The sequence below is a fragment of the Granulicella sp. 5B5 genome (assembly GCF_014083945.1).
Taxonomy (GTDB): domain Bacteria; phylum Acidobacteriota; class Terriglobia; order Terriglobales; family Acidobacteriaceae; genus Granulicella.
Genome location: NZ_CP046444.1, coordinates 2,618,327 through 2,643,093 on the forward strand (window position 1 = coordinate 2,618,327; position 24,767 = coordinate 2,643,093).

Genomic DNA, 24,767 nt, shown 5'->3' on the forward strand with positions numbered 1-24,767 from the left:
AGAGCAACCGCAGGTCTCTCCGCTACGCAGGACGATAAAACTGTCCTGCTTCGGTCGAGATGACACATCTGTAGGGTCTGTAGGGAGTGAAGAGAACAGTTGGAGCGAAGAAAACAGTCTTAGTCTGTGCGCACGACGCGATGGAGGATGACCTCGCGGAGGTCGATGAAGCCGAGGCGGTGGTAGAGGGCGATGGCGTTGGCGTTGTTGGAGGCGACGTGGAGGACGCTCGTGGCGTCGAGCGTGCGCTGTATGTGGATGAGCTTGCGGAGGAGCTGGGCGGCGTAGCCGTGGCCTCGGTGGGCTGGGTGGGTGCAGAGGCCGCTGATCTCGCGCCAGATAGGGTTGGGCGCGTTGGGGGCGGGGTTGGGCGTGGAGCAGATGAGGCGCTCGCCGCACATGGCGATGAGTTGGCCGGCGGTGTCGCGGATGCCGAAGTAGTGGCCCATGACGTGGGTGCGGAGGCGGAAGAAGCCGGGGAAGGCGATGTTGGTGAGGGAGACCATCTCGGCTGCGTGGGAGCTGTTGAGCGGGAGGATGGTGGCGTCGCTGGGGGCTTCGGGTAAAGGGAGGTCGCCGGGGTAGAGCATCTGAAGGCAGGTGATGGTGTTGTCGTGGGTGAGGCCGGGGATGGTGGGTGGGGCGTCGTGGAAGAGCCAGGTGTGCTCGCCGGGGGCGAGGAGGTCGTGGAGGTTGGCGAGGGCTTCGGGGGTGTTGGTGGCGACGGCGGCGAAGGGAGCGATGTCGGCGGGGTATTTGGAGGCCAGGCCGAGAGATTGGGAGAGGTGGCGGTGCTCGGTCAAGAGGGCGCTGCGGGGGGCGTCGGCGAAGGGGTCGAGCGTCTCGGGCATGAGGATAGGGTACGCTCGCGCCTTTGGCGCTTGCTGCGGTAGACGCAGGTCTCTCCACTGCGCATCGCGATGCTCCGGTCGAGATGACACTTCATGGGTGGGTGGGGAATCCTGTGAACCCACGTCTCGGAAGCGAGACGTGGGGCACCCCGCATCCTCCCTAAAATCAATAAATAAACTGCGTCCACTCCTTTGTCTTGCACCATTGCTGAGAGTCTGAAAGCATAATTTGGCATGAAGCTTATAGGGATGTTCGGGGTGTTTATTCTCGTCGCGGCAGTGTGTGCGCTGAAGTTCTCCCAGCATCCCATCATTTGGCTTGTCGGCCTGACAGCCTCAATCCCGCTATTCGCTGCCATTGCGGGAGCATTTCTGCGATCCAATCAAAAATCAAATTGATTCACACCCAAAGTGCGTTTTTGTTGACTCCAGCCGCACCTCTTGATACAGTGAGAAGGTTCCGCGAGTATCCGGAACGCGCTGTCTTGAAGAGGCGCTGCCGTCTGGATGAGGCTTAGTTGCTGGGGAGAGATGGACGCAGCCCCGCACTACACTGGATACAAGAGATGTTCCGCAAGTCTCCCTGAGGCTGGATTTCGGGGAGCGGTTACGATGCGGCCCTATCTATCGCGCCTGCGACACCCTTCTCCCTGCCGCACTCAAAGCGGGACCCCATGAGGACGGGCTATGCGGGCCGAAACAGCGCGAAACGGAGTTGATCCGGACGAAATCGTTCAGGCATCAGCCACCGTCGACTGTTCATCGCCTTGAGTGTTGTTTGGCAGTAACGCGGTAAAACGCGTGGTTGTATGCGCAGTGGAGTTTTACGGCCGCGCGCAGGATTCAGAACTTCGCCGGAGCTGCGGGCTTTTGGAAACGAAAGCTATGCGGGCTCCGCCTTCTGTGCGTTTGCATGGAAGTAGCGCGAGAGGAGCTGCCCTGCGCCGTGTCCGAGAGAGAAATCGGAAGCCCGGCTGCGAAGGTAGACCGGAGTTGCATAAGGAAGAGGTTTTAGAAGTGCCTACATTTCATCAGCTCGTGAAGCAGGGCCGGACGCCGACCCGTTATAAGACCGCCTCGCCTGCGCTGCAGGGTTCGCCCCAGCGTCGCGGCGTCTGCACGCGTGTGTACACGCAGACCCCCAAGAAGCCGAACTCGGCGCTGCGTAAGGTTGCGCGTGTTCGCCTGACCAATGGCATCGAGGTCACGACGTACATTCCGGGCATCGGCCACAACTTGCAGGAGCACTCGATTGTGCTGATCCGCGGCGGCCGTGTGAAGGATCTCCCGGGTGTTCGTTACCACGTTGTTCGCGGCACGCTGGATTCGGTTGGCGTTGCGAACCGCAAGCAGAGCCGCTCGAAGTACGGCGCGAAGAGGCCGAAGGCTGCCGCCAAGTAGAGATTTGTGGCGAAGCGGAGAAGCAGATTCCTCCGCTTCGCTACGGAATGACAAGGTTTTGTAGTAGTTCAATCAGGCCCAGCTCGTGAGAGGTTGACCGCGCTGGGGGAAGAAGAAAAGAGAGAGTATGCCGCGTAAAGGTTTTGTAGCAAAGCGTGAGGTTGCAGCCGATCCGATCTACGGTTCGACGCTGGTGACCAAGTTTGTGAACAGCATGATGTGGGGCGGCAAGAAGTCGACTGCTCAGGGCATCTTCTATGCCGCGATGACCAACCTGGAAGCCAAGGGTGGGGATGAGGCGCTGAAGCTGTTCAAGAAGGCTGTCGAGAATGTGAAGCCCATGCTGGAAGTGAAGAGCCGCCGCGTCGGTGGTGCGAACTACCAGGTGCCGATCGAGGTGAACCCGGAGCGTCGCACGTCGCTGGCGATTCGGTGGCTGGTGAGCTATGGCCGCAGCCGTGGCGAGAAGGGCATGGTGGAGAAGTTGACCGCCGAGCTTCTCGACGCTGCCAATGGCCGCGGCGCCGCGATGAAGAAGAAGGAAGATGTGCATCGCATGGCGGAAGCGAACAAGGCGTTTGCTCACTACCGCTGGTAGTTGAAGAGTAGGGAATAGGGAGCAGGGAATAGGGATTAGAAAGCTCCCTGCTCAAGACGAAGTTTGATTTACCGCGGACTTGGTGTCCGCAGAAAAGAAGATACCGTGGCACGCACAGTACCTCTCGCAAAATGCCGGAACATCGGGATTATGGCTCATATCGACGCCGGCAAGACGACGACGACCGAGCGCATCCTCTTCTATACGGGTGTGAACCACCGTATCGGTGAGGTGCACGAGGGCACCGCCACCATGGACTGGATGGAGCAGGAGCAGGAGCGTGGCATCACGATCACCTCTGCTGCGACCACCTGCACGTGGAACGGCATTCGCATCAACATCATCGACACCCCCGGCCACGTGGACTTCACGGCCGAGGTGGAGCGCTCGCTGCGCGTGCTGGATGGCGCGTGCGCGTGCTTCGATTCGGTGCAGGGTGTGCAGCCGCAGAGTGAGACGGTGTGGCGCCAAGCGAACAAGTACAAGGTGCCGCGCATCTGCTTCATCAACAAGATGGACAAGGCGGGCGCGAACTTTGAGTACGCGACCTCGACCCTTGTTGCGCGTCTCGGCGCGAAGGCGATTCCGATCCAGATTCCGATTGGCGAAGAGGCGAAGTTTGCCGGCGTCGTGGACCTGGTGGAGATGAAGGCGATCCTCTGGCACGACGAGACCATGGGCGCGAAGTATGACGTCGAAGAGGTCCCGGCGAACCTGAAGGAGAAGGCCGAGAAAATGCGCACGGAGCTCATCGAGGCCGTTGCCGACTCCGACGAGGACGTGATGCACAAGTACCTCGAAGGCGAGGAGATCACGATCCCCGAGCTGAAGAAGGCGATCCGCAAGGCGACGATCGCTATGCATGTCTTCCCGGTGCTGTGTGGTTCGAGCTTCAAGAACAAGGGTGTGCAGACGCTTCTGGATGCGGTGGTCGAGTACCTGCCGAGCCCGCTGGATGTGCCGCCGATTGAGGGCACGGAGCCGGGCGAGCCGGAGACCAAGCTGCTGCGTCACGCGGACGATACCGAGCCGCTGGCTGCGCTGGGCTTCAAGATCATGACCGACCCGTTTGTCGGGCAGCTGATCTTTATCCGGATCTACTCGGGCATTTTGAAGACGGGCGATTCGGTTCTGAATCCGCGTACGGGCAAGACGGAGCGCATCGGTCGTCTGCTGAAGATGCATGCGAACAAGCGCGAAGAGATCACGGAGATCATGGCTGGCGATATCTGCGCGGCTGTGGGCCTGAAGAACCTGAACACGGGCGACACGATCTGCAGCGAGAAGGCGCCGATTCTGCTGGAGTCGATCGACTTCCCCGCGCCGGTGATCGAAGTGGCCGTGGAGCCGAAGACGAAGGTCGACCAGGAGAAGATGGGCATGGCGCTTGCCAAGCTCGCCCAGGAAGATCCGACGTTCAAGGTCCGCACCGACATCACCAATGGGCAGACGATCATCGCCGGTATGGGTGAGCTTCACCTGGAGATCATCGTCGACCGCATGATGCGCGAGTACAAGGTCGAGGCGAACGTCGGTAAGCCGCAGGTGAACTACCGCGAGACGATCCGTTCCAACGGTGAGGCCGAGGGCAAGTACATCCGCCAGACGGGTGGTTCGGGTAACTATGGGCATGCGAAGATCCGCATCTCGCCGAACGAGCCGGGCAAGGGCTATGAGTTCTCGAACGACACCAAGGGCGGCACGATTCCCAAGGAGTACATCAAGCCGATCGATCAAGGCATCCAGGAAGCGATGCTGGGCGGCGTGCTTGCGGGCTACGAGATGGTCGACATCAAGGTGAGCCTGTACGACGGCAGCTACCACGATGTCGATTCGAACGAAATGGCATTCAAGATCGCCGGTTCGATGGCGTTCAAGGAAGCCGCTCGCAAGGCCAAGCCGGTGTTGCTGGAGCCGGTGATGGCGGTTGAAGTGACCGTGCCGGAAGAGTACATGGGCACGATCATCGGCGACCTGAACTCGCGCCGCGGCCGCATTGAAGGTATGGAGATGGTCGGCGGTGTGCAGGCGATCAAGGCCACTGTGCCGCTGTCGACGATGTTCGGTTATGCGACAGCGATGCGTGGATCGACGCAGGGCCGTGCGAACTTCTCGATGGAGTTCAAACAGTATGAAGAGGCGCCCCGCTCGGTCTCGGACGAGATCATTGCGAAGGTTGCCGGCGCGAAGGATAAGTAGCTTCGCGAAGGGTTTTGTAAGTGGTACGTAAGCCGCGTGCTGGAGCCGGTTGAATGCAACCGGCGCGCGCAGAACAAAGGTTATGCAGTACACCAACGACGGAGATATGAGTCATGGCGAAGGAAAAGTTTGATCGCAGCAAGCCGCATGTGAACGTGGGAACGATTGGTCATATTGACCATGGGAAGACGACGTTGACGGCGGCGATCACGAAGGTGCTGTCCAAGCACAACCCGAAGAACAGCTTCCGTTCGTTCGATACGATCGACAACGCTCCTGAGGAGCGCGAGCGCGGTATCACGATCTCGACCTCGCACGTGGAGTATGAGACGGCGAACCGTCACTATGCGCACGTCGATTGCCCGGGCCACGCGGATTACATCAAGAACATGATCACAGGTGCGGCCCAGATGGACGGGGCGATTCTCGTCGTCGCGGCCACGGACGGCCCGATGCCGCAGACCAAGGAGCATGTGCTTCTGGCCCGCCAGGTTGGCGTGCCGTACATCGTGGTGTTCCTGAACAAGTGCGATGCGGTGGAAGATACCGAGCTGATCGACCTGGTCGAGATGGAAGTGCGCGAGCTGCTGTCGAAGTACGACTTCCCGGGCGATGACGTTCCGGTGATCCGTGGTTCGGCGCTGGGTGCACTGAACGGCGAAGCGCAGTGGGAAGAGAAGATCGACGAGCTGATGGAGGCGGTGGACAAGAACGTGCCGCAGCCGGACCGTCTTGTGGACCTGCCGTTCCTGATGCCGATCGAAGACATCTTCTCGATCTCGGGCCGCGGCACCGTGGTGACGGGCCGTATCGAGCGCGGCAAGATCAAGGTCGGCGAGGATGCCGAGATCGTCGGCTTCCGCGACACGCAGAAGACGGTTGTGACGGGCGTGGAGATGTTCAAGAAGCAGCTGGACGAAGGTCTGGCGGGCGACAACGCTGGTCTGTTGCTGCGCGGTATCGCGAAGGAAGATGTGGAGCGCGGCATGGTGCTGGCGAAGCCGGGATCGATCAAGCCGCACACGCAGTTCAAGGGCGAGATCTATGTGCTGTCGAAGGAGGAGGGCGGCCGTCATACACCGTTCTTCAACGGCTATCGCCCGCAGTTCTACTTCCGTACGACGGACGTGACCGGGTCGGCGAAGCTGCCGGAAGGTACGGAGATGGTGATGCCGGGCGACAACATCGCTCTGGAGATCACGCTGCATACCCCGGTCGCTATGGAGAAGGGTCTGCGGTTCGCTATCCGTGAGGGTGGTCGCACTGTCGGCGCTGGGACTATTACCGAGATCATCAAGTAACCACTGCGTGGTGGCGGGAGACGCGCTTCGCGCGTCAATGCCAAAACGCAAGTTTGATGGTTCGACAATCTAACGAGGGCTGCCGGTTGGTGCAGATGTTCATCACCGGCAGCCACTCTCAACCGATCTTTGATCAAAGCGTTCCTCTGGCTCACGCAAGCAAACGAACGCAGGAAAGAGTTTTGAAATGGCACAGCAGCGCATTCGTATCCGCCTGAAGGCGTATGACTATCGCGTCCTCGATACCTCCACCGGTGAGATCGTAGAGACCGCCAAGCGCACGGGCGCACAGGTTGCGGGACCGATTCCCCTGCCGACGATCAAGAACAAGTATTGCGTTCTGCGCTCGCCCCACGTCGACAAGAAGTCGCGCGAGGCTTTTGAGATCCGCACGCACAAGCGTCTGATCGACATCCTGGAGCCGACGCAGCAGACTGTCGACGCGCTGATGAAGCTCGACCTGCCCGCGGGCGTGGACGTCGAGATCAAGACGGTGACGAAGTAAAAGTTTAGTGGCGCATCTGGTGAAGCAGATTCCCCAGTGGGAATGAGAAACCAGAAGAGCAAAAGCAAGACAAAGCAGTACCTACAGTGACGCGATCAACGCGCCATGATGAGGAAAGGGAAGCATGAGCGTTACAGGGATTCTCGGTAAGAAGATTGGCATGACGCAGGTATTCGATGACGCGGGTGCGGTGCATCCGGTCACGGTGCTGAAGGTCGGCCCGTGTGTGATCACGCAGCTGAAGACCGCTGCGAAGGACGGCTACGATGCCGCCCAGATCGGCCTGGTTGAGTTTGTGAAGGCGAGCAAGGTGAACAAGGCGATGACCGGTCACTTTGCGAAGTCCGACGCGCCGCCGGTCAAGATGATCAAGGAAGTGGAGCTCGAGTCGGTCTCCGGCGAAGATGGCGACCAGTCGGCGAAGGCCGGCGACCGCATCACGGTCGAGATCTTCAGTGAGACGAAGTTTGTTGACGTCATCGGCACCTCGAAGGGCCGCGGCTTTTCGGGTGTTGTACGTCGGCATGGTTTTGGCGGCGGCCCCAAGGCCCACGGCCATATGTTCCAGGTCCAGGGTTCGATCGGCGCTTCGTCGTTTCCGTCGCGCGTGTTCCCTGGGCAGCGCATGCCCGGCCACTTTGGTACGGACCAGGTGACGGTGCGCAACCTCCGCATTCGCGGCATCGACCTGGAGGACAACCTCCTGCTCGTTGAGGGCGCGGTCCCCGGAGCTCGTGAAGGTTATGTGCTTGTGTCGAAGGCCAAGACTCCGCCGCGCGAGCGTCGTGGGTTTGCCGGTGCGGAGACCAAGGACGCGCTGAAGGCCAGCAAGAAGGCCGCAGCTAGCAAGAAGAAGTAGTCCTGCGCGGACGGCGAGTAACGCCTTCGGCGTGAAAGCCTCCGCAGGATTGAGTCAGTAGCAACCTCTGCCCGGGGAACAGACCGATTAGTGCAGACGAACAAAGTTACGGCGCGCCGCATCGATGGTGCGCGAGAAGAGAGAAGACGATGGCAGACATCAATGTAGTCAGTCTCGCAGGCAAGAAGGTCGGCTCGTTCGAACTCGACGAGATCTTTGCCGGCGAGGTCAATGAGGCCCTTCTGTGGGAGGCGGTGAAGCACTACCGCGCGAGCCTGCGTCAGGGTACGCACGCTACCAAGAACCGCAAGCTCGTTTCGGGCGCGGGTAAGAAGTTGTGGAAGCAGAAGGGCACGGGCCGCGCCCGCGTCGGTTCGATCCGCACACCGCTCTGGCGTGGCGGCGGTACGGTCCACGGACCCCAGCCGCGCAGCTATGAGTACCAGTTCCCGAAGAAGAAGCTGCTGGGCGCGCTGCGTTCGGCAATCGCTTCGAAGATCAATGACGGCAAGCTCGTCATCGTCGAAAACTTCGAGCTGTCCGAGGCCAAGACCAAGGCGTTCCGTTCGGCGCTGAACACGCTGGAAGCGAAGAAGACCGCGCTCGTGGTGGAGTCTTCGCAGCAGCTGAGCGAGAAGCTGTACCTGAGCTCGCGCAATCTGGACGGCGTGGAGCTTGTGCTCTCGTCGGAGGTCCACCCGTACGACCTGCTGCGCTATGAGCATGCGATCTTCTCCAAGGCCGCGTTCGAGACGCTGCAGGAGACGCTGAAGAAGAACACCTCGAAGCACAAGCACAACGAGAAGGAGGCTGCATAACATGCCTACCGTATATAACGTCATCCGCCGCCCGCTGATCACCGAAAAGGCGCTCACCTCGCGCGAGACCGAAGGTTCGCTGGTGTTTGAAGTGGCCGCCAACGCCACCAAGACCGAAGTGAAGCAGGCCGTCGAGCAGCTCTTCAACGTGAAGGTTGCCAGCATCCGTACTGCCAGCGTTCTGGGCAAGGAGCGCCGCCGCGGCAAGTTCGCAGGCTTCCTCCCTGACTGGAAGAAGGCGTATGTGCGCCTGAAGGCCGGCGAGAAGGTTCCTGACTTCGCAGCTGAAGTCTAAGAGCAGGGATTAGGGAGCAGGGAGTAGGGAATAGCCTGCTTCTGCTGAAAGATTTAGCACCATGTATCGCGCTGAACGATGAAGCAATAGATAAGCGCGGCAAAGGATTAGCACCATGCCGATTAAGAGTTTTCGACCGATTACACCGACGCTTCGCTTTCAGACGAAGCTCGTCAATGACGACATCACGACCGACAAGCCGCACAAGCCGCTGCTTGCGGTGAAGCCCCGCACGGGCGGGCGCAACAACATGGGCAAGCTAGTCATCCGCCACCAGGGCGGCGGGCACAAGCAGAAGCTGCGCATCATCGACTTCAAGCGCGAGAAGTACGGCATCCCCGCCACTGTTGCGACGATCGAGTATGACCCGAACCGCAGCTCGCGCATTGCGCTGGTGCACTACGCGGACGGCGAGAAGCGCTACATCATTCAGCCGATCGGGCTGAAGGTGGGCCAGAAGATCATGAGCGGCCCCGAGGCCGATATCCTTGTGGGCAACGCGCTGCCGCTGAAGAACATCCCGACCGGTACGATCGTGCACAACATCGAGCTGCGTCCCGGCAAGGGCGCGCAGATGGCCCGCTCGGCCGGCGCGCAGGTAAACCTGATCGCGAAGGAAGGCGACTACGCACTGCTGAAGCTACCCTCCGGCGAGACCCGCAAGGTGCTCGTGGAGTGCATGGCGACCATCGGCCAGGTTGGCAACACCGATCACGAGAACGTGACGATCGGCAAGGCCGGCCGCAACCGCTGGAAGGGCATCCGCCCGGCCAACCGTGGTGTGTCGATGAACCCGGTCGATCACCCGCACGGTGGTGGTGAAGGCAAGACCTCTGGCGGACGTCATCCGGTGACGCCGTGGGGCCAGCCGACACGCGGCTACAAGACGCGCAACAACAAGCGCACGGATGTGTTTATCGTGCAGCGCCGCAACAAGGGTAAGTAAGTAAGACAGGGAGTAGGGAGTAGGGAGTAGGGAGTAGGGAGTAGAAAGCCCTGAGCCTGCTGCCGATTCAAGCATTGAGCGCCCGGAGGAGCATCGAGATTGTCGATGCAGAAGGGCAACACCAAGTCGCAGCACTCCTCCTGCGATTCGTAGTATCGAGTACCTCACGGAGTTAGAAGATGTCACGCTCAACGAAGAAGGGCCCGTTTATCGACGCCCACCTGATGATCAAGATCGAAGCGATGAATGCGGCCAACGACAAGAAGGTCATCCGCACCTGGTCGCGCCGCTCGACGATCCATCCCGACATGGTCGGCCACACGATCGCCGTGCACAACGGCCGCAAGTTCATCCCGGTGTACTGCACGGAGAACATGGTCGGCCACAAGCTGGGCGAGTTCTCGGCGACACGCACGTTCAAGGGTCACTCCGCCAAGGCGTCAGATACGGCGAAGGCGAAGTAAGGAAATTTAGACAAGAAGCCTTTCGTTATTGGCTTTGAGTGTTCAAGGACATTGCAATGCAAAAGAAGATTGAACCGAAGAATCCCGAGTTCCGCGCTGAGGCCCGCTTCCAGCGGACCAGCCCGCAGAAGGCCAAGCTGGTGCTCGACCTGATCAAGGGCCTGCCTGTTGAGGCGGCTATCCATACCGTCGCGTTCACGAACAAGCGCATCGCGCCGGTGGTGGAGAAGGTGCTGCGTTCGGCTGTGGCCAACGCGGTCAACCTCTCCGACGAGCGCGGGCTCGACATCGACGTGGACAAGCTCTACGTGAAGACCGCGGTCGCCAACGAAGGCCCGCGCATGAAGCGCATCCGCCCTGCTCCGATGGGCCGTGCGTTCCGCTACCAGCGCCGTATCGCGCACATCATCATCACAGTGGCCGAGAAGAAGGCTGCCGTGGTTGAGGCTGAGGTGAGCACGCCGGCAGTAGAAGCGGCGACCAAGCCGGCCAAGAAGACGGCTGCCAAGAAGGCCCCGGCGAAGAAGGCCGCGGCCAAGAAGGCTCCCGCGAAGAAGGCGGCTGCGAAGTAAGTGTTCAGTGGGCAGTGAAGAGTGGTAAGACGCTCGGATCTCGCCCGTGCAGTAACGAGAAGTATTGGTGAGTGAGCCGGTCGAGTTTGACTTGATCTGATGAGGCCGGCCACAAAATCCGTGTAGTCCGCCGAATCGGCTCAACCGGTGATGGCGAGAAAAGAAGGAAGTTATGGGACAGAAAGTCCATCCGTATGGATTCCGCCTCGGGGTGAACAAGCCCTGGAAGTCGCGCTGGTTCGTCGAGCGCGGCTACGACAAGCTGCTGGTCGAGGACGTGAAGCTCAAGGCTGAGCTCCGCGAGAAGCTCAAGGCCGCCGGCGTCTCCTCCGTTGAGGTTGAGCGTCCGGGCAACAAGCTGCGTTTGATCATCCGCACTGCACGTCCGGGCATCATCATCGGCCGCAAGGGTGCTGAGATCGACAAGCTGAAGGCCGACATCCAGAAGCGCACCAACCGCGAGGTGTTCATCGACATCCTCGAGGTGAACAAGCCTGAGCTCGACGCTCAGCTGGTGAGCGAGAACATCGCTCTGCAGCTGGAGAAGCGCGTCAGCTTCCGCCGCGCGATGCGCAAGTCGGTTGATTCGGCGCTGCGCTTCGGTTGCAAGGGCATCAAGGTGCGCGTCTCGGGCCGCTTGAACGGCAACGAGATCGCCCGCTCGGAGTGGTATCTGCAGGGCCGTCTGCCGCTGCACACGCTGCGCGCGGACATCGACTACGGCTTCTCCGAGGCCCACACGACGTACGGCATTATCGGCGTCAAGACGTGGGTCTATCGTGGTGACATCTACGAGCAGAAGAAGCGTCGCGAGCCCGCTGCCATCACGACCGGCGCGTTCTAAGAGAAACAGGGAATGGGGAGTAGGGAATAGGGAGTAGAAACTCCTGATTTCCCACTCCCTGAGCCTGAAAACTGGCGATTTCATTGGCGTGCCAGTGAAATCTTTGCTAAACTTATTGAGTTTGGCCCTGAGTCTGCGCCCTGCCTCTTTGAGGCTCGCGTGCAGAGACCCTGGTCAGCGACCTTCTCGCTTGATTTGTTCCGTATGAAGACGGCGAGGTCTTCGCTTCAGTTCGCCTCCATTGGCTTTACAAAGGACTTACTATGCTTTTGCCCAAGAAAGTTAAGTATCGCAAGCAGCAGCGCGGCCGTATGTGCGGCAAGGCGTGGCGCGGCTCCGATATCTCCTTCGGTGACTACGGCCTCAAGGTCATGGAGTGCGGTTACATTACCGACCGCCAGATCGAGGCGTCGCGTATCGCGATGACCCGCTTCATTAAGCGCGGCGGCAAGGTCTGGCTGCGCCTGTTCCCGGACAAGCCGATCACCAAGAAGCCCGCCGAAACCCGTATGGGTAAGGGCAAGGGTGCGCCGGACCACTGGGTTGCCGTTGTGCGCCCCGGCAAGGTGCTGTTCGAGATGGAAGGCGTGCCAGTCGAGATCGCGAAGGAAGCGATGCGCCTGGCGGCCCACAAGCTGCCGCTCAAGACGACGTTTGTTGTGCGCCCTGGCTTTGTAGCACCGGTGGCTGCCAAGTAAAGATTTTCGTCATTCCCGGAGAAGCAGATTTCCTCCGGGAATGGCCAAGAAAAAATGCAATGCCGTTCAGGCGGTAAGAAAGAAGTTATCTATGGAACTCGACAAGATTCGCGGTTTGAGTGACGAGGAGTTGAAGGCTGAGGAGGCGAAGGCCGCCGAGCAGCTCTTCCGCATCCGGTTCGCCAAGAGCCTCGGCAAGCAGGATGGTATTGGCAACATCCGCTCTCTGAAGGTGGACATCGCACGTATCAAGACCATCGCGCGTGAGCGTTCGCTGGCAGGAAAGGCAGGTAAGTAAACATGGCGATCACTACCACCACTCCCGCCACCACCGAAAAGGCCGCTTCTCACCGTACCGAGAAGGTCGGTCTGGTTGTTTCGACCAAGATGGACAAGACCATCGTTGTCGAGATCGAGATGCGCAAGGCGCACCCGAAGTACAAGCGCGTGCTGAAGTCGAACAAGAAGTTCTACGCGCACGATGAGCAGAACTCGGCGCGCATGGGCGACATGGTCCGCATCCGCGAGACCCGTCCCCTGTCGAAGCTGAAGCGCTGGAACCTCGAAGAGATCATTCGCCGCTCGTCTCTGTCGGCACTGCCCGACGAGAAGCCGGTTGCGGTCAAGTAGCTTTTTCGCTGAGAGATTTTTAGGAGATTCATCATGGCAGTTCAAATGCGCACAATGCTTGCCGTCGCCGATAACTCGGGCGCACGCAAGCTCCAGGTGATCCTGCCGCTGGGCGGCGGTCTCGGCAAGAAGGCTGGCCTGGGCGACGTTGTTACGGCGGCCGTCAAGGAAGCTTCGCCCGATGGCACGGTCAAGAAGGGCAAGGTCGTGAAGGCGGTCATCGTCCGCACGCACAAGGAGTATCGCCGCAAGGACGGCACCTACATTCGCTTCGATGAGAACGCGGCTGTGGTGATCAACGATGCGATGGAGCCGGTCGGCACCCGCGTGTTCGGGCCCGTCGCCCGCGAGCTCCGCGAGAAGAAGTTTTTGAAGATCGTTTCGCTTGCGCCGGAAGTTATCTAGGGCATAAAAGCGAAGAACTTTTTGCTTATTTTCCTTTATCCGGATTCCGGCTCCGTATCGCCGAGGCAACACGAAAGAGAGTCATCATGGCAAAGATCAAGCGTAACGACCAGGTAGTAGTCATCGCCGGTAAGGATAAGGGCAAGAAGGGCCGCGTTCTGCGCGTCATCGTCGACAAGCAGCGCGTGCTGGTCGAAGGCGTCGGCATGATCAAGAAGCACATGAAGCCGAACCCGCAGCGCAACCAGGCAGGCGGCATCCTGGAGCAGGAGGCGCCGATCCACATCTCGAACGTGGCGCTGCTGGACTCCGAGGGCAACAAGACCCGCGTCGGCTTCCGTGTTGAGGGTGAGACGAAGACGCGCATCGCGCGCTCGAACGGCGGCACGATCGCTGAGAAGAAGGCTTCGAAGAAGTAAGGAAAGACTGCGAGGAGTAGTTGTTCCTCGAAACTGAGCACCCCACGAAACGGTAAGCCCTGATTGCGAAGAGCAACGGCCGGGCCGAAACCGTGGAGAAGAGAGAAGAGATCATGGCAGCACGTTTGAAAGAGAAGTACCACAGCGAGATCAAGGCGGCCCTCCAGAAGGACCTCGGCATCGAGAACTCGATGGCCGTGCCGAAGCTGGAGAAGATCGTGATCAACATGGGTCTTGGCGAAGCCACCCAGAATGTGAAGATCATGGACCCGCTTATCGCCGACCTCGGTGCGATCGCCGGCCAGAAGCCGGTCATCACCAAGGCGAAGAAGTCCATCGCAGCGTTCAAGCTGCGTGAGGGCATGCCCATCGGTGCGATGGTGACTCTGCGTGGCGACACGATGTACGAGTTTCTCGATCGCCTGATCTCGGTGGCTCTGCCCCGTGTTCGCGACTTCCGCGGCGTGAGTTCGAAGAGTTTCGACGGGCGCGGCAACTACACGCTCGGCCTGCGCGACCAGCTGATCTTCCCGGAGATCGACTACGCGAAGGTGGACAAGACCAAGGGGATGAACGTCACCATCGTGACCACCGCCCACGACGACAACGGCGCACGCACGCTGCTCAAGCACTTCGGCATGCCGTTCCGCCAGGGTGCGTAAAACAGGGATTAGGGAATAGGGAGTAGGGATTAGCGAAAAGGCTAGTGCCAGTCCCAAGGAAGAAGAGAGAAGAAGATGGCAACTACTGCAAAGCGCGTCAAAGACGCACGCAAGCCGAAGTTTAAGTCCCGCCAGCACAACCGCTGCCAGCTGTGCGGCCGCCCGCGCGCGTTCCTGCGCAAGTTTGGCGTCTGCCGTCTGTGCTTCCGCGGCCTTGCTCTGAAGGGCGAGATTCCGGGCGTCGTCAAGTCCAGCTGGTAAGGCTGACCTAACGAAAGCCCCCGCTGCCGCAGGCGATTGTCGCTCGCTGCATGCAAGAGAAACCCGGCGCTGAATCCCTCACGGGCAAAGCGCCACAACCATCACCGCTGGTTCTCCACCCAGGTGGAGCGAACGGGGGATGAAAGGACAACGATGAACCTGACCGATCCAGTCGCAGACTTCCTTACGCGCATCCGCAACGCACACCGTGCCCGCCACCAGAAGCTCGACGTTCCAACCTCCAAGTTGAAGACCGAGATTGCCCGCATCCTGAAGGAAGAGGGTTACATCGCGAACTACAAGCTGGCCGAGGAAGAGGGCCAGAAGCTGCTGCGCGTGTACCTGAAGTACGGCCCGAACAACGAGGCCGTGATCCGCGACCTGAAGCGCGTCTCGCGCCCCGGCTGCCGCGTGTACATCGGCAAGGATGAGATCAAGCGTGTGCAGGGTGGTCTCGGCATCAGCATCATGACGACCCCCAAGGGTGTGATGACCGGCCGCCAGGCTCGCCGCGAAGGCGTTGGCGGAGAGATCCTCGCCGAAGTCTGGTAAGAGCAGGGAATAGGGAGCGGGGAGTAGGGAATAGAAAGCCCGCCTGTTGCCTCTTCCTCCACATAAAGAGTTTGTTGTAAGTGGGGCTTCGGCCCCGGCTGCAGTGGAACGAAGCACGGCTTCGGGACTCGCAAGCCACCAAAGGATTGGAACCATGTCACGTATCGGCAAGAAGCCCATCACGCTGCCCAAGGGTGTGAAGTACACCGTTCAGACCAACGTTGTTGTTGTCGAAGGCCCGAAGGGCAAGGTCGAGGCGTTGCTGCCCAAGGGCATCACGCTCGCGGAGAAGGACGGCATCCTTACGGTTGAGCGTCCGGACGATGCACACGCGGCTGTTCATGGCCTGGCGCGCGCGTTGATGTTCAACGCGGTCGAGGGCGTGACCAACGGCTGGAAGAAGGAGCTCGATGTCGTCGGCATCGGCTACCGCGTGGAGATGAAGGGCAAGGACGTGGTTGTGTTCACGCTGGGCTACTCGCACGTGATCGAGTTCCCGCTGCCTACCGGCATCACGGTTGAGATCGACCCGAAGCAGACGCATGTGACGGTCTCGGGCATCGACCGCCAGAAGGTTGGCCAGGTGGCCGCCGATATGCGCTCGCTGCGCAAGCCGGACCCGTACAAGAACAAGGGTGTTCGCTACTCCGACGAGAAGCTGAAGAAGAAGGTCGGCAAGACGGGCGCGAAGTAAACGAGATTCGAGAGGTGAGATACGAGATGCGATGGACGCTCTCGTATCTCACAGGCTCCACAACCGAACGTCGCTGAAGGTCAGCGACGCCACTAGGAAGGAAAGAGATTATGATCAACGGCCGTCAACGCAATTTGATTCGTCAGCGCGTGCACACGCGTATCCGCGAGAAGATGTCCGGCACTGCCGAGCGTCCGCGCCTGAACGTGTACCGTTCGCTCAACCACATCTACACGCAGCTGATCGACGACGCGAACGGCGTCACGATCGCTTCCGCCAGCACGATGAGCCCGAAGGGCACCGAGCGCAAGGCCGGCGGGAACGTCGAGGCTGCGAAGGCTGTCGGCAAGCTGATCGCCGAACGCGCCAAGGAGAAGGGTGTTACCAAGGTTGTGTTCGACCGCGGCGGCTACCTGTATCACGGCCGCATCAAGGCCCTGGCCGATGCCGCGCGTGAAGCGGGACTCGAGTTCTAACTGTAGTAGCAGCAAGCGTCCTTCGTGGACATCATAAGACGCTCGACAAAGAGCAACTCCGGACCGGTGTGCCGGGGGAAAATACAAAGGAAACCATCATCATGGCAATGAAGAAGCGCATCGACGGAAACCGGATGAACTTGAAGGACGAGGTCGTGTCCATCAACCGTGTCACCAAGGTGGTCAAGGGCGGCAAGAACATGTCGTTCGCGGCGCTGGTGATCGTGGGCGACCCCGCTGAAGGCGTGGTTGGCTACGGCTCGGGTAAGGCGAAGGAAGTTCCGCAGGCGATCCGTAAGGGCATCGAGGCGGCAAAGAAGAACCTGCTGAAGGTGAACCTGACCGGCTATACGATTCCGCACGTTGCATTGGGCCACTACGGCTCGGGTGAAGTGCTGCTGAAGCCGGCGCCTGAAGGTACCGGTGTGATCGCGGGTAAGACGGTGCGTGCGGTGATGACCGCATGCGGCGTGCAGAACGTGCTGACCAAGAGCCTCGGCTCGGCCAACCCGCACAACGTGATCAAGGCCACGTTCGACGCGCTCTCGCAGCTGCGTGACCGCGCTGAAGTCGCCGCCCTCCGCGGCAAGTCTGTCGACGAGCTGTAAGAGCTAGAGATTAGGGAACAGGGATTAGACGGAACGATCCTTGAAGCCCACGAAGTTTTGGAGAAGAACAATGGCAAGCGAAAAGACAATTAAGCTGCAGTACTTCCGCTCCATGATCTGCACGCCGGTCAAGCACAAGCTGGTTATCAAGGGCCTGGGCTTTACACGGTTGAACCAGATCGTCGAGCGCGAGGACACTCCGTCGATTCGCGGTATGGTGAAGAAAGTTCCTCACCTGGTCCGCGTCGTCGAGTAAATATTTTTTGCCTTGAATCATTTTGAGGCCACTACATGCGAGTCGACTGCAAAGTCGGCGTGAGCGAGGAAACAATGGCACTGAATCTTAGCAATCTGAAGGCGCCGAAGAAGGCGAATGAGAACAAGAAGCGCGTAGGCCGTGGTATGGGCTCGGGTATGGGTAAGACCTCGACCCGCGGCCACAAGGGCCAGGGTTCGCGTTCGGGCAGCAGCCTGATGCGCGGCTTTGAAGGCGGCCAGATGCCGCTGCACCGCCGCCTGCCGAAGCGTGGCTTCACGAACATCTTCCGCGTGGAGTATGCGGTCCTTGGGCTCGACACGATCGCCGAGCTGAACGAGACCGAACTCACGCTGGACAAGCTGACGCAGCACGGCATCCTGAAGAAGCGCAACGGCCTGGTGAAGGTGCTGGCGAACGGCGAGATCAAGACGGCTGTTACGGTGCACGCGCACAAGTTCTCCAAGGCGGCGCAGAAGGCGATTGAGGACGCGGGCGGTAAGGCCGTGCTCATCGGCGTCGAGGCTGCTCCCGCAGCGTAAGGATTGCAGGCCGGGGCGATGCCTCGGCCTGACTGCTCTTTGGTGCTGTTGCCGCCTGCGCTGCCAGTACCTGCTCGAAGCGCGTAGAATACTCGCAAGATCTCCTGAAGTGCTGCCGCTACGGCGGCCACTCATTTTGAAGGCCTGACACATCGATGCTCGAGAAATTCGCCAACATCTTCCGCATTAAAGACCTACGCAACCGGATCGGCTTTACGCTGGCCCTGCTCGCGGTCTATCGCCTGGGCGCACATATTCCTACGCCCGGTGTTGAAGCCGACAAGCTGGCGCAGTTCTTCAACCAGAACGCCGGTTCGGCGCTGGGCCTGATGGACCTGTTCAACGGCGGCAACCTGCGCAAGTTCACCGTCTTTGCCCTGGGCATCATGCCGTACATTACGGCGTCGATCATCTTCCAGCTTCTCACCGTTATTTATGAGCCGCTGGCCAAGCTGCAGAAGGAAGGCGAACTGGGCCGCCGCAAGATCACGCAATGGACCCGTTACGTCACAGTGCTGCTTGCTGTGGTGCAGAGCTTCTTCATCGGCCTGACGCTCAGCAGCCAGGGCATGACCACGATGAGCAAGTGGCAGTTCGTTCCGCTGTGCGTCATCACGCTGACCTGCGGCACATCGTTCATCATGTGGCTCGGCGAACAGATCACCGACCGCGGCGTGGGCAACGGCATGAGCTTGCTCATCTTTGCCGGTATCGTTGTCGGTATCCCCGGCGGCATTCGCGAGCTCTACCAGAAGGCGCAGACGGGCGCATGGGGCGGGCTTACGCCGATCGTGATCGTGGTGCTGATTGCGCTGATGATTGGTGTGGTGGCGTTCATCGTGTACGTGGAGCGCTCTGAACGGCGTATCCCGATCCAGTCGGCGAAGCGCATGGTCGGCCGCCGCACGATGGAGGGTTCGAACTCGTTCCTTCCGCTGAAGGTGAACTCCGGCGGTGTGATGCCTGTGATCTTCGCGGCGTCCATTCTGTCGGCGCCGCTGCTCATCCAGAACTTCACACTGTTTGGTTCGCAGCTACGCGATAACAAGTATCTCGCGCCGGTGTTCGCTGCGCTTGCGCCGGCTGAGCCGGGCTATGAGCTGCTGTACATCGTGGCGATCGTCTTCTTTGCCTACTTCTACATCTCGATCATCTTCCGTCCGGACGATATCGCGGACAACATGCGGAAGTACGGCAGCTTCATTCCTGGCATCCGTCCGGGCAAGCGCACCTCTGACTTCATCAACGACGTGCTCACGCGCATCACGCTGGTCGGTGCGCTCTACCTGGTCATCATCTCGATCATCCCGCAGATGTTCATCACGGGTATCCACCTGAACCACCTGCCGCTGATTGGTTCGGCCTTCGACCGCATGCCTACCTGGGTGACAAACGGCTTCGGTTTCACTTTCTACTTCGGCGGCACTTCACTGCTGATCGTGGTCGGTGTGGCGATGGACACGGTGCAGCAGGTCGAGGCGCAGCTCATCATGCGACACTACGACGGTTTCTCGCCGAAGTCCGGTCGCATCAAGGGCCGCCGCAGCTGGTAACGGATATCCCCTGCGTTTCGCAGGCAGCCCACGCCCGGGACCACTCGGGCGTGGGTTTTTGCTGAATGGCTGAAAGCCAAGAACGAATGGATTCTGCAGAATTTTATATGTCCAAGCAACTACCCAATGCGAGTGATTTTCTTCCCGGCCCGGTGCTTCTTCTCGGCGCCCCAGGTGTGGGCAAGGGCACGCAGGCCAAGCGCCTCATGGAGGAGTTCGGCATCCCGCAGATCTCCACCGGGGACATTCTGCGGGCCATCAAGAACGATCCTGCCAAGGCGAACACACTTGTCGGCTCCAAAGCGAAGGCGCTGATGGATGTTGGCTCCCTTGTGCCTGACGATCTCGTCAACTCCCTAGTTGCCGACCGGCTGGCTGAGCCTGATACGCAGCACGGCTACATCCTCGATGGTTTTCCGCGCACTCTCATTCAGGCTGAATGGCTCGACCGCCAGCTCGTCGCATACCTTCTGCCGGTCGTTGCGGTGAATATCGTCGTCCCAGAGCAGGTGTTGCTGGAGCGCATTACCGGCCGCCGCATCTCCCCTGCCGGACGGATCTACAACATCTACACGAATCCGCCCAAGACTGAAGGCGTCTGCGACGTAGATGGCAGCAAGCTCGAGCAAAGGACCGATGACACGGAAGAGGTCTTCCATAAGCGCATGCGCGAGTTCCGTGAGAACACCGCAGCTGTGATCGAGTACTACCGTGAGCACGGCAATCGCTTCGCTGAAGTCAACGGCGATCATCACATCGACGAGGTGACCCGCGATATCCGTTCCACGCTGCTTAAACTCCGCCATCATCCCGAGGCGTAAGGTTCGCATCCTGTTTCAGTTTTCTCGTATCTAAACGCTATGGCTATTCACATCAAATCCGCTGCCGAGATCCAGAAGATGCGCATCTCCGGAATCGCCCTGCGTCAGGTTCATGACGCCGTGAAGGCTGTTGTGCGCCCTGGGGCTACCACCATGGACCTCGAACGCGCCGCTGAAGCGAAGGTGAAGGAACTGGGCGCAACGTCGGCCTTCAAGGGCTATCACGGATTTCCCGCGGTGTTGTGCACGTCGCTGAATCACGAAGTCATCCACGGCATCCCGAATGAAAAGTGCGTGCTGAAAGAAGGCGATGTCGTCTCGGTGGACTGCGGCGTGATTATCGACGGCTACTACTCTGACGCAGCGGTGACGCATGCCGTAGGTGAAGTCAGCGACGCGGCGAAGAAGCTGCTGCGCGTGACGGAGGCCTCGCTATACGCGGCTATTGATAAGGCTGTAGAGGGCGGACGACTGTTCGATATCTCGTATGCTGTGCAGCAGATGTGCGAGGCGGAAGGCTTTGGCGTGGTGCGCGAGTTCGTCGGTCACGGCATTGGCAAGAACATGCATGAGGACCCGCAGGTTCCAAACTACGGCACACCGGGCAAAGGCCCACGCCTGAAGGTTGGCATGGTGCTCGCGATTGAGCCGATGATCAATGCAGGTACTGCTGAAGTGAAGGTGCTGGAGGATGGCTGGACGGCGATCACCACTGACGGCAGCATCAGCGCTCACTTTGAGCACACCGTGGCTATCACCAAAGATGGTCCGGCCATTTTGACGCTGTAACTATTTCAGACGCGCGTCGATTTATCTGAGACGCTGCACAGGAATTACTTGAGACGCTCCGTAAGAAGATGATCGCCGACGCGCAATGCGTTGGCGATGATCGTTAACGACGGATTCACTGCTGACGCAGAGGGGAAGCACGAGGCGTCGACGACGTAGAGGTTGTCGAGATCGTGCGCTTTGCAGTGCGAGTCGAGCACGCTGGTTGCGGGATCGTTGCCCATGCGACAGGTGCCGTTCTGGTGGCCTACCCCTTCGAGCGGGATGCGCTTTTTGAAGTAGGCGCTCAAAGGCAGGTGCATGTCGGCGTGGCCTGCCTGCTTGAGTGTTGTGACCCAGCGGTCTTTCAGGCGGTTGAAGCTCTCGACGTTGTTGGGCGTGTAGCTGAGCCGGATGCACCCCTGTGGAGCGACGGCAACGCTGGCGCTCTCGTTGTAGAGGCCTGTGTCGCTGGAGCCGTGCACACCTGCGACGCCGGGCTGCTGCGAGATCTCCGATGCGATGGCCTCGTTGGGTGTTGCGTTCACGAGCGTAACGCGATTGTCTGGGGCGGGGAGGTCTTCTGTTGTGAGCCACCATGGCACGGCGCGATGCTTCATCGTCTCCAGCACAAAACCCGGAGTCAGCGGGGGTGCATCGCTTTTCATCATCTCGTGATGGAAGGAGCCTACCGGCTGCACCTGGCCCAGCGGATATGGATACGAAGGGTCGGGGTCCTGCAGATAGAAGTCGTTGGTGCCCCAGGTCTTGGTGTAGCTGTCGGTGTTGGTGTCGGTGGTGATGGCCAGCAGCGCGTCGGCCTGGTGGTACATGAAGTTGCGGCCCACCTGGTCCGACAAGTTGTTCGCGAGGCCGCGCGGGTGCTTGTCGTTTGCGGATTGCAGCAGCACGACTGCTGAGTTGATGGCGCCTGCGCAGAGCGCAAAGATGTCTGCCGAGTAGGTTGCCGTTGCGTTGGAGTCTGCGTGCAGGACCTCAACTTCGGTGACCGCTGTCCCGGTTGTGTTGGTCAGCAGACGCAGCACGCGCGTGCCGGTCATAAGGGTCACGTTGGGCAGCGACATGATCTCGCGGATGCAGTTGATGTCCGCGTCGGACTTTGCGTGAACGAGACAGGGATAGCCGTCGCAGGTGTCACAGCGCACGCACTTGCTCGCGACAGGATCAGCTTCATTGCGCTTAAGGCCAAGCGGGATCGGGAAGGTATTCACGCCGAGTTTGCGCACAGCGTCTTCGATCAACTGCATGCGCGGCTCGTTGGTGAAGGCCGGGTAGGGATAGGGTTTGGAGTGGAAGGGTTCGGTGGGATCGAACGAGGAGCCGTAGCCTCCGGGCACGGCCGGCGCGGAGCCGAGATCACCGTGTACATGGAAGAGCTCTTCTGCCTGGTTGTAGTAGGGCTCGAGGTCAGCGTAGCTGATGGGCCACGCGGGCGAGATGCCGCCCTTGTGGCGGATGACGCCGAAGTCTTCGGCGCGCATGCGGAACATGGCCGCGCCGTAGACCTTCGTCTGGCCGCCGACGAAGTAGGCTTGCTGCGGGTGCAGTGGCTTGCCGTCCTTGTCCTGCCAGGTCTCCTTGGTGTGGTAGCGGTTGTCGAGAAAGACGGCGGAGGTGGACCAATTCAGCTTCTCCTGCGGCAGGAAGGGGCCGCGCTCGAGGATGAGGATCTGCTTGCCAGCTTTTGCGAGGCGATGAGCGAGCGTGCCGCCGCCAGCGCCGGTGCCGATGATGATCGCTTCGTAATGTGTCGCCATAGGTCCTTGGATGCTGATGCTACGCCTGTGCGGGCACTCGGAGGATAAAAGTATTTACAAACTCTTCAGGAGACGTTCTGAGTTGCAGGTTGGGCATGGCCGCTATGTCAACACGGTTACGGCGAGGGGAGGTCGCTGGGTCCGTGGTGCAGTTTGGCGCATAAGACGCCCGCTTTCCCGTAGAGGAGGACGTACACCTGCGCCGCGAGAAACATCCCCAGCAAGGGTGCGGTGAAGTAGAGCCAGATCGCTGTCCAGATATGGGCGAAGCAGGCTGAGCCCACGGTGCGCGCAGGGTTGATGCTGAAGCCGGAGACTGGGCCGAAGAGCAGAACGTAGAAGGTGATGAGCACGCCGACGAGGTAGCTGGTCAGCTTTGCGAAGGCGGCGCGGTTGGAGGTCCAAAGAACCATGCCCATCAGGAGCGCAGCCATGAAGAACTCGGCGGCGAAGGCTGCGTCCGTGCCGTATTTGCCGGGGACGGTGATGGCATAGAGCACCGGCGGCGGGGCGAGCCACTTGCCCAGAAACAACGCTGCGACGCCCACGCCTGCGATGCCGCCTGCAAACTGTCCGGCGACGTAGAACGTGGTGTCCCATGGCGCGATCTTGCCCAGCCACAGATAGGTAAGCGTGATGGAGGGATTGAAGTGTGCGCCTGAACGTCTGCCCATCGGTGAATGAATGATGAGCACGGCGGTCACGCCCATCGCCGCGCCCATCGCGAGGCCGCGCAGTGCGAGGCTCGGCATTGCGGCGGATATCGGAGATGCGGGCGAGTACAGCAGGACGTCGCCAAAGCAGGCGGAGAGCATGAAGATCGCCAGCTCCGCGCCTTCAAACAGGTAGAGATGCCAGTGCTGCCGGAGGGCAGCACTGGCCGTGGTTGCGTTGCTCTTGCCCCGCTGGCGTTGGGCCATCCCTCTTGGCATCGCTCTATCGTAGACGAGGCGAGTTGTGGCCCAGCGAATCGTTTAGAGGCCTTGTTCGGTGAGGAACTTGCCGATCTCCGCGTACTCTGCGTCGCTCAGGCGGAAGGTTGCCGCGGGCAGCACGCCTTCGACCTGCTGGGCGCTGCGGCCGCCTACGATGGCTGCGGTGATGGCAGGATTGTGCAGCGTCCAGGCGATGGCGACGACACCGGCCATGACGCCGTGGCGGGCGCCGATCTGCTTCATCAGCTCCGCCAGGGCAAGGTTCCGGGAGAGCTGCGGCTCCTGGAAGTTCTTTGCGCGGCTACGGAAGTCGTTCTCCGGCAGCGCGGCGACGCGCTCTTTGTTCATGGCCCCGGTCAGCAGGCCGGAGTGCATGGGCGCGTAGTTGATGACGCCGATGCCATGCTGCTTGCAGAAGGGCAGAATGGAGTCTTCGACCGCGCGGTTGATCGCCGAGTACGGCGGCTGCAGTGAGGTGATCGGCGCAATCTTTATGGCGCGCTCCATCTGCGCGACGCTGAAGTTGGAGACGCCGATCCAGCGCACCTTGCCTTCGCGCTGCAGAGCGGCCATGGTGCTCCAGCCTTCTTCAACCTCATCGTCCGGCACGGGCCAGTGGATCTGGTAGAGGTCGATCGCGTCGACCTGCAGGCGGCGCAGGCTCTGCTCGACCTCCTCGCGGATCTTCTTCATCGTCTGGACAATCTTGCGGTCTTCACCCCAGGTCATGGAGGACTTGGTGAAGACATAAGGCTTGTGGCTGGTGGACTTGAGTGCCCGCGCCACGACCTCTTCGGAGTGTCCGAGGCCGTAGACCGCGGCGGTGTCGATCCAGTTGATGCCGGCGTCGAGAGCGGCGTGAATGGCGGCGATGGAGTCGCTGTCTTCCTGCGCGCCCCAGCCATACTGCCAGTCGCCGCCGCCGATGGCCCATGCGCCAAAACCGATCGATGTGAGCTGCATATCCGAGTTACCAAGCTGTTTTGTGTTGCCGAGAGGAGAGGTATTCGTCATATGGGTTCGATGCTGTAACGGATACGCTCGCTGCGTGTCGTA

32 protein-coding genes are annotated in these 24,767 nt (G+C 60.2%); 28 read left to right on the forward strand and 4 right to left on the reverse strand.

Annotated features, from left to right (window positions below; all coding sequences use genetic code 11):
* Window positions 1–119: 119 nt before the first annotated feature.
* A complete protein-coding gene (locus GOB94_RS10980; RefSeq protein WP_182275959.1) occupies window positions 120–851 on the reverse strand; it encodes a GNAT family N-acetyltransferase in 732 nt (243 codons plus the stop codon).
* Window positions 852–1,868: 1,017 nt separating this feature from the next.
* On the opposite strand from GOB94_RS10980, the gene rpsL reads away from it, so the two are divergent.
* The 28 genes from rpsL to map all read left to right on the forward strand — a co-directional run bounded on the left by rpsL (window position 1,869) and on the right by map (window position 21,019).
* On the forward strand, window positions 1,869–2,252 hold the full coding sequence (gene rpsL / locus GOB94_RS10985) for a 30S ribosomal protein S12 (protein WP_014263802.1): 384 nt from the start codon (window positions 1,869–1,871) through the stop codon (window positions 2,250–2,252).
* A gap of 127 nt (window positions 2,253–2,379) precedes the next feature.
* Complete coding sequence (gene rpsG / locus GOB94_RS10990) at window positions 2,380–2,850, forward strand: 30S ribosomal protein S7 (protein WP_182275960.1); 471 nt, start codon at window positions 2,380–2,382, stop codon at window positions 2,848–2,850.
* Window positions 2,851–2,955: 105 nt separating this feature from the next.
* Entirely contained in the window at window positions 2,956–5,049 is a 2,094-nt protein-coding gene (gene fusA, locus GOB94_RS10995; RefSeq protein WP_182275961.1) for an elongation factor G, read from the forward strand.
* Between the two features lie 113 nt (window positions 5,050–5,162).
* Window positions 5,163–6,350 carry an elongation factor Tu gene (gene tuf / locus GOB94_RS11000; protein ID WP_182275962.1) on the forward strand — a complete coding sequence of 396 codons (1,188 nt, stop codon included), beginning with the start codon at window positions 5,163–5,165 and terminating at the stop codon, window positions 6,348–6,350.
* Window positions 6,351–6,537: 187 nt separating this feature from the next.
* Window positions 6,538–6,855 carry a 30S ribosomal protein S10 gene (rpsJ, locus tag GOB94_RS11005; RefSeq protein WP_182275963.1) on the forward strand — a complete coding sequence of 106 codons (318 nt, stop codon included), beginning with the start codon at window positions 6,538–6,540 and terminating at the stop codon, window positions 6,853–6,855.
* A 124-nt stretch (window positions 6,856–6,979) separates the two neighbouring features.
* Window positions 6,980–7,714 (forward strand): 50S ribosomal protein L3, encoded by a 735-nt coding sequence (rplC, locus tag GOB94_RS11010; protein WP_182275964.1) that lies wholly within the window; start codon window positions 6,980–6,982, stop codon window positions 7,712–7,714.
* Window positions 7,715–7,863: 149 nt separating this feature from the next.
* Window positions 7,864–8,532 (forward strand): 50S ribosomal protein L4, encoded by a 669-nt coding sequence (gene rplD / locus GOB94_RS11015; protein WP_182275965.1) that lies wholly within the window; start codon window positions 7,864–7,866, stop codon window positions 8,530–8,532.
* A 1-nt stretch (window position 8,533) separates the two neighbouring features.
* A complete protein-coding gene (locus GOB94_RS11020; protein ID WP_182275966.1) occupies window positions 8,534–8,827 on the forward strand; it encodes a 50S ribosomal protein L23 in 294 nt (97 codons plus the stop codon).
* A gap of 115 nt (window positions 8,828–8,942) precedes the next feature.
* A complete protein-coding gene (gene rplB, locus GOB94_RS11025; RefSeq protein ID WP_182275967.1) occupies window positions 8,943–9,773 on the forward strand; it encodes a 50S ribosomal protein L2 in 831 nt (276 codons plus the stop codon).
* A 179-nt stretch (window positions 9,774–9,952) separates the two neighbouring features.
* Entirely contained in the window at window positions 9,953–10,237 is a 285-nt protein-coding gene (rpsS, locus tag GOB94_RS11030; RefSeq protein WP_182275968.1) for a 30S ribosomal protein S19, read from the forward strand.
* Between the two features lie 56 nt (window positions 10,238–10,293).
* On the forward strand, window positions 10,294–10,809 hold the full coding sequence (gene rplV / locus GOB94_RS11035) for a 50S ribosomal protein L22 (protein ID WP_182275969.1): 516 nt from the start codon (window positions 10,294–10,296) through the stop codon (window positions 10,807–10,809).
* Between the two features lie 172 nt (window positions 10,810–10,981).
* Entirely contained in the window at window positions 10,982–11,653 is a 672-nt protein-coding gene (gene rpsC / locus GOB94_RS11040) for a 30S ribosomal protein S3 (RefSeq protein ID WP_182275970.1), read from the forward strand.
* A 263-nt stretch (window positions 11,654–11,916) separates the two neighbouring features.
* The gene (gene rplP, locus GOB94_RS11045; RefSeq protein WP_182275971.1) at window positions 11,917–12,351 is read left to right on the forward strand and encodes a 50S ribosomal protein L16; all 435 of its coding nucleotides are present in this window, start codon (window positions 11,917–11,919) and stop codon (window positions 12,349–12,351) included.
* Window positions 12,352–12,442: 91 nt separating this feature from the next.
* Window positions 12,443–12,649, forward strand: a complete 207-nt coding sequence (rpmC, locus tag GOB94_RS11050) for a 50S ribosomal protein L29 (protein WP_182275972.1) — start codon at window positions 12,443–12,445, stop codon at window positions 12,647–12,649.
* A gap of 2 nt (window positions 12,650–12,651) precedes the next feature.
* Window positions 12,652–12,981 carry a 30S ribosomal protein S17 gene (rpsQ, locus tag GOB94_RS11055; RefSeq protein WP_182275973.1) on the forward strand — a complete coding sequence of 110 codons (330 nt, stop codon included), beginning with the start codon at window positions 12,652–12,654 and terminating at the stop codon, window positions 12,979–12,981.
* A 33-nt stretch (window positions 12,982–13,014) separates the two neighbouring features.
* Window positions 13,015–13,386 carry a 50S ribosomal protein L14 gene (gene rplN / locus GOB94_RS11060; RefSeq protein ID WP_182275974.1) on the forward strand — a complete coding sequence of 124 codons (372 nt, stop codon included), beginning with the start codon at window positions 13,015–13,017 and terminating at the stop codon, window positions 13,384–13,386.
* Window positions 13,387–13,472: 86 nt separating this feature from the next.
* Window positions 13,473–13,805, forward strand: a complete 333-nt coding sequence (gene rplX / locus GOB94_RS11065) for a 50S ribosomal protein L24 (protein ID WP_182275975.1) — start codon at window positions 13,473–13,475, stop codon at window positions 13,803–13,805.
* Window positions 13,806–13,918: 113 nt separating this feature from the next.
* Window positions 13,919–14,467 carry a 50S ribosomal protein L5 gene (rplE, locus tag GOB94_RS11070; RefSeq protein WP_182275976.1) on the forward strand — a complete coding sequence of 183 codons (549 nt, stop codon included), beginning with the start codon at window positions 13,919–13,921 and terminating at the stop codon, window positions 14,465–14,467.
* A 75-nt stretch (window positions 14,468–14,542) separates the two neighbouring features.
* The gene (locus tag GOB94_RS11075) at window positions 14,543–14,728 is read left to right on the forward strand and encodes a type Z 30S ribosomal protein S14 (RefSeq protein WP_174308014.1); all 186 of its coding nucleotides are present in this window, start codon (window positions 14,543–14,545) and stop codon (window positions 14,726–14,728) included.
* Between the two features lie 153 nt (window positions 14,729–14,881).
* A complete protein-coding gene (gene rpsH, locus GOB94_RS11080; RefSeq protein ID WP_182275977.1) occupies window positions 14,882–15,280 on the forward strand; it encodes a 30S ribosomal protein S8 in 399 nt (132 codons plus the stop codon).
* 154 nt (window positions 15,281–15,434) lie between these two features.
* The gene (gene rplF / locus GOB94_RS11085; protein WP_182275978.1) at window positions 15,435–15,974 is read left to right on the forward strand and encodes a 50S ribosomal protein L6; all 540 of its coding nucleotides are present in this window, start codon (window positions 15,435–15,437) and stop codon (window positions 15,972–15,974) included.
* Between the two features lie 110 nt (window positions 15,975–16,084).
* Window positions 16,085–16,450, forward strand: coding sequence for a 50S ribosomal protein L18 (rplR, locus tag GOB94_RS11090; RefSeq protein WP_182275979.1), 366 nt, complete (start codon window positions 16,085–16,087; stop codon window positions 16,448–16,450).
* 101 nt (window positions 16,451–16,551) lie between these two features.
* On the forward strand, window positions 16,552–17,058 hold the full coding sequence (gene rpsE, locus GOB94_RS11095; RefSeq protein ID WP_275943218.1) for a 30S ribosomal protein S5: 507 nt from the start codon (window positions 16,552–16,554) through the stop codon (window positions 17,056–17,058).
* Between the two features lie 70 nt (window positions 17,059–17,128).
* Window positions 17,129–17,314, forward strand: coding sequence for a 50S ribosomal protein L30 (gene rpmD, locus GOB94_RS11100; RefSeq protein ID WP_182275980.1), 186 nt, complete (start codon window positions 17,129–17,131; stop codon window positions 17,312–17,314).
* 74 nt (window positions 17,315–17,388) lie between these two features.
* Window positions 17,389–17,856 carry a 50S ribosomal protein L15 gene (rplO, locus tag GOB94_RS11105; RefSeq protein ID WP_346265619.1) on the forward strand — a complete coding sequence of 156 codons (468 nt, stop codon included), beginning with the start codon at window positions 17,389–17,391 and terminating at the stop codon, window positions 17,854–17,856.
* Between the two features lie 155 nt (window positions 17,857–18,011).
* On the forward strand, window positions 18,012–19,409 hold the full coding sequence (secY, locus tag GOB94_RS11110) for a preprotein translocase subunit SecY (protein WP_182275981.1): 1,398 nt from the start codon (window positions 18,012–18,014) through the stop codon (window positions 19,407–19,409).
* A gap of 107 nt (window positions 19,410–19,516) precedes the next feature.
* Complete coding sequence (locus tag GOB94_RS11115; protein ID WP_182275982.1) at window positions 19,517–20,230, forward strand: adenylate kinase; 714 nt, start codon at window positions 19,517–19,519, stop codon at window positions 20,228–20,230.
* Window positions 20,231–20,269: 39 nt separating this feature from the next.
* Window positions 20,270–21,019, forward strand: coding sequence for a type I methionyl aminopeptidase (map, locus tag GOB94_RS11120; RefSeq protein WP_182275983.1), 750 nt, complete (start codon window positions 20,270–20,272; stop codon window positions 21,017–21,019).
* A gap of 44 nt (window positions 21,020–21,063) precedes the next feature.
* On the opposite strand, the gene GOB94_RS11125 is transcribed toward map, so the two are convergent.
* The 3 genes from GOB94_RS11125 to GOB94_RS11135 form a co-directional block, all read right to left on the reverse strand.
* Window positions 21,064–22,776 (reverse strand): GMC family oxidoreductase, encoded by a 1,713-nt coding sequence (locus GOB94_RS11125; RefSeq protein WP_182275984.1) that lies wholly within the window; start codon window positions 22,774–22,776, stop codon window positions 21,064–21,066.
* A gap of 116 nt (window positions 22,777–22,892) precedes the next feature.
* Window positions 22,893–23,696 (reverse strand): aquaporin, encoded by an 804-nt coding sequence (locus GOB94_RS11130; protein ID WP_220464919.1) that lies wholly within the window; start codon window positions 23,694–23,696, stop codon window positions 22,893–22,895.
* A 54-nt stretch (window positions 23,697–23,750) separates the two neighbouring features.
* On the reverse strand, window positions 23,751–24,725 hold the full coding sequence (locus GOB94_RS11135; protein ID WP_182275986.1) for an aldo/keto reductase: 975 nt from the start codon (window positions 24,723–24,725) through the stop codon (window positions 23,751–23,753).
* Window positions 24,726–24,767: the final 42 nt, after the last annotated feature.

Excerpts from the sequence above, each read along its gene's own strand:
- GOB94_RS10980 (WP_182275959.1), bottom strand. The coding sequence starts at position 851 with ATGCCCGAGACGCTCGACCCCTTCGCCGACGCCCCCCGCAGCGCCCTC.
- rpsG (WP_182275960.1), top strand. The coding sequence starts at position 2,380 with ATGCCGCGTAAAGGTTTTGTAGCAAAGCGTGAGGTTGCAGCCGATCCG.
- tuf (WP_182275962.1), top strand. The coding sequence starts at position 5,163 with ATGGCGAAGGAAAAGTTTGATCGCAGCAAGCCGCATGTGAACGTGGGA.
- rpsJ (WP_182275963.1), top strand. The coding sequence starts at position 6,538 with ATGGCACAGCAGCGCATTCGTATCCGCCTGAAGGCGTATGACTATCGC.
- rplC (WP_182275964.1), top strand. The coding sequence starts at position 6,980 with ATGAGCGTTACAGGGATTCTCGGTAAGAAGATTGGCATGACGCAGGTA.
- rplD (WP_182275965.1), top strand. The coding sequence starts at position 7,864 with ATGGCAGACATCAATGTAGTCAGTCTCGCAGGCAAGAAGGTCGGCTCG.
- GOB94_RS11020 (WP_182275966.1), top strand. The coding sequence starts at position 8,534 with ATGCCTACCGTATATAACGTCATCCGCCGCCCGCTGATCACCGAAAAG.
- rplB (WP_182275967.1), top strand. The coding sequence starts at position 8,943 with ATGCCGATTAAGAGTTTTCGACCGATTACACCGACGCTTCGCTTTCAG.
- rpsS (WP_182275968.1), top strand. The coding sequence starts at position 9,953 with ATGTCACGCTCAACGAAGAAGGGCCCGTTTATCGACGCCCACCTGATG.
- rplV (WP_182275969.1), top strand. The coding sequence starts at position 10,294 with ATGCAAAAGAAGATTGAACCGAAGAATCCCGAGTTCCGCGCTGAGGCC.
- rpsC (WP_182275970.1), top strand. The coding sequence starts at position 10,982 with ATGGGACAGAAAGTCCATCCGTATGGATTCCGCCTCGGGGTGAACAAG.
- rplP (WP_182275971.1), top strand. The coding sequence starts at position 11,917 with ATGCTTTTGCCCAAGAAAGTTAAGTATCGCAAGCAGCAGCGCGGCCGT.
- rpmC (WP_182275972.1), top strand. The coding sequence starts at position 12,443 with ATGGAACTCGACAAGATTCGCGGTTTGAGTGACGAGGAGTTGAAGGCT.
- rpsQ (WP_182275973.1), top strand. The coding sequence starts at position 12,652 with ATGGCGATCACTACCACCACTCCCGCCACCACCGAAAAGGCCGCTTCT.
- rplN (WP_182275974.1), top strand. The coding sequence starts at position 13,015 with ATGGCAGTTCAAATGCGCACAATGCTTGCCGTCGCCGATAACTCGGGC.
- rplX (WP_182275975.1), top strand. The coding sequence starts at position 13,473 with ATGGCAAAGATCAAGCGTAACGACCAGGTAGTAGTCATCGCCGGTAAG.
- rplE (WP_182275976.1), top strand. The coding sequence starts at position 13,919 with ATGGCAGCACGTTTGAAAGAGAAGTACCACAGCGAGATCAAGGCGGCC.
- GOB94_RS11075 (WP_174308014.1), top strand. The coding sequence starts at position 14,543 with ATGGCAACTACTGCAAAGCGCGTCAAAGACGCACGCAAGCCGAAGTTT.
- rpsH (WP_182275977.1), top strand. The coding sequence starts at position 14,882 with ATGAACCTGACCGATCCAGTCGCAGACTTCCTTACGCGCATCCGCAAC.
- rplF (WP_182275978.1), top strand. The coding sequence starts at position 15,435 with ATGTCACGTATCGGCAAGAAGCCCATCACGCTGCCCAAGGGTGTGAAG.
- rplR (WP_182275979.1), top strand. The coding sequence starts at position 16,085 with ATGATCAACGGCCGTCAACGCAATTTGATTCGTCAGCGCGTGCACACG.
- rpsE (WP_275943218.1), top strand. The coding sequence starts at position 16,552 with ATGGCAATGAAGAAGCGCATCGACGGAAACCGGATGAACTTGAAGGAC.
- rpmD (WP_182275980.1), top strand. The coding sequence starts at position 17,129 with ATGGCAAGCGAAAAGACAATTAAGCTGCAGTACTTCCGCTCCATGATC.
- rplO (WP_346265619.1), top strand. The coding sequence starts at position 17,389 with ATGGCACTGAATCTTAGCAATCTGAAGGCGCCGAAGAAGGCGAATGAG.
- secY (WP_182275981.1), top strand. The coding sequence starts at position 18,012 with ATGCTCGAGAAATTCGCCAACATCTTCCGCATTAAAGACCTACGCAAC.
- GOB94_RS11115 (WP_182275982.1), top strand. The coding sequence starts at position 19,517 with ATGTCCAAGCAACTACCCAATGCGAGTGATTTTCTTCCCGGCCCGGTG.
- map (WP_182275983.1), top strand. The coding sequence starts at position 20,270 with ATGGCTATTCACATCAAATCCGCTGCCGAGATCCAGAAGATGCGCATC.
- GOB94_RS11125 (WP_182275984.1), bottom strand. The coding sequence starts at position 22,776 with ATGGCGACACATTACGAAGCGATCATCATCGGCACCGGCGCTGGCGGC.
- GOB94_RS11130 (WP_220464919.1), bottom strand. The coding sequence starts at position 23,696 with ATGGCCCAACGCCAGCGGGGCAAGAGCAACGCAACCACGGCCAGTGCT.
- GOB94_RS11135 (WP_182275986.1), bottom strand. The coding sequence starts at position 24,725 with ATGACGAATACCTCTCCTCTCGGCAACACAAAACAGCTTGGTAACTCG.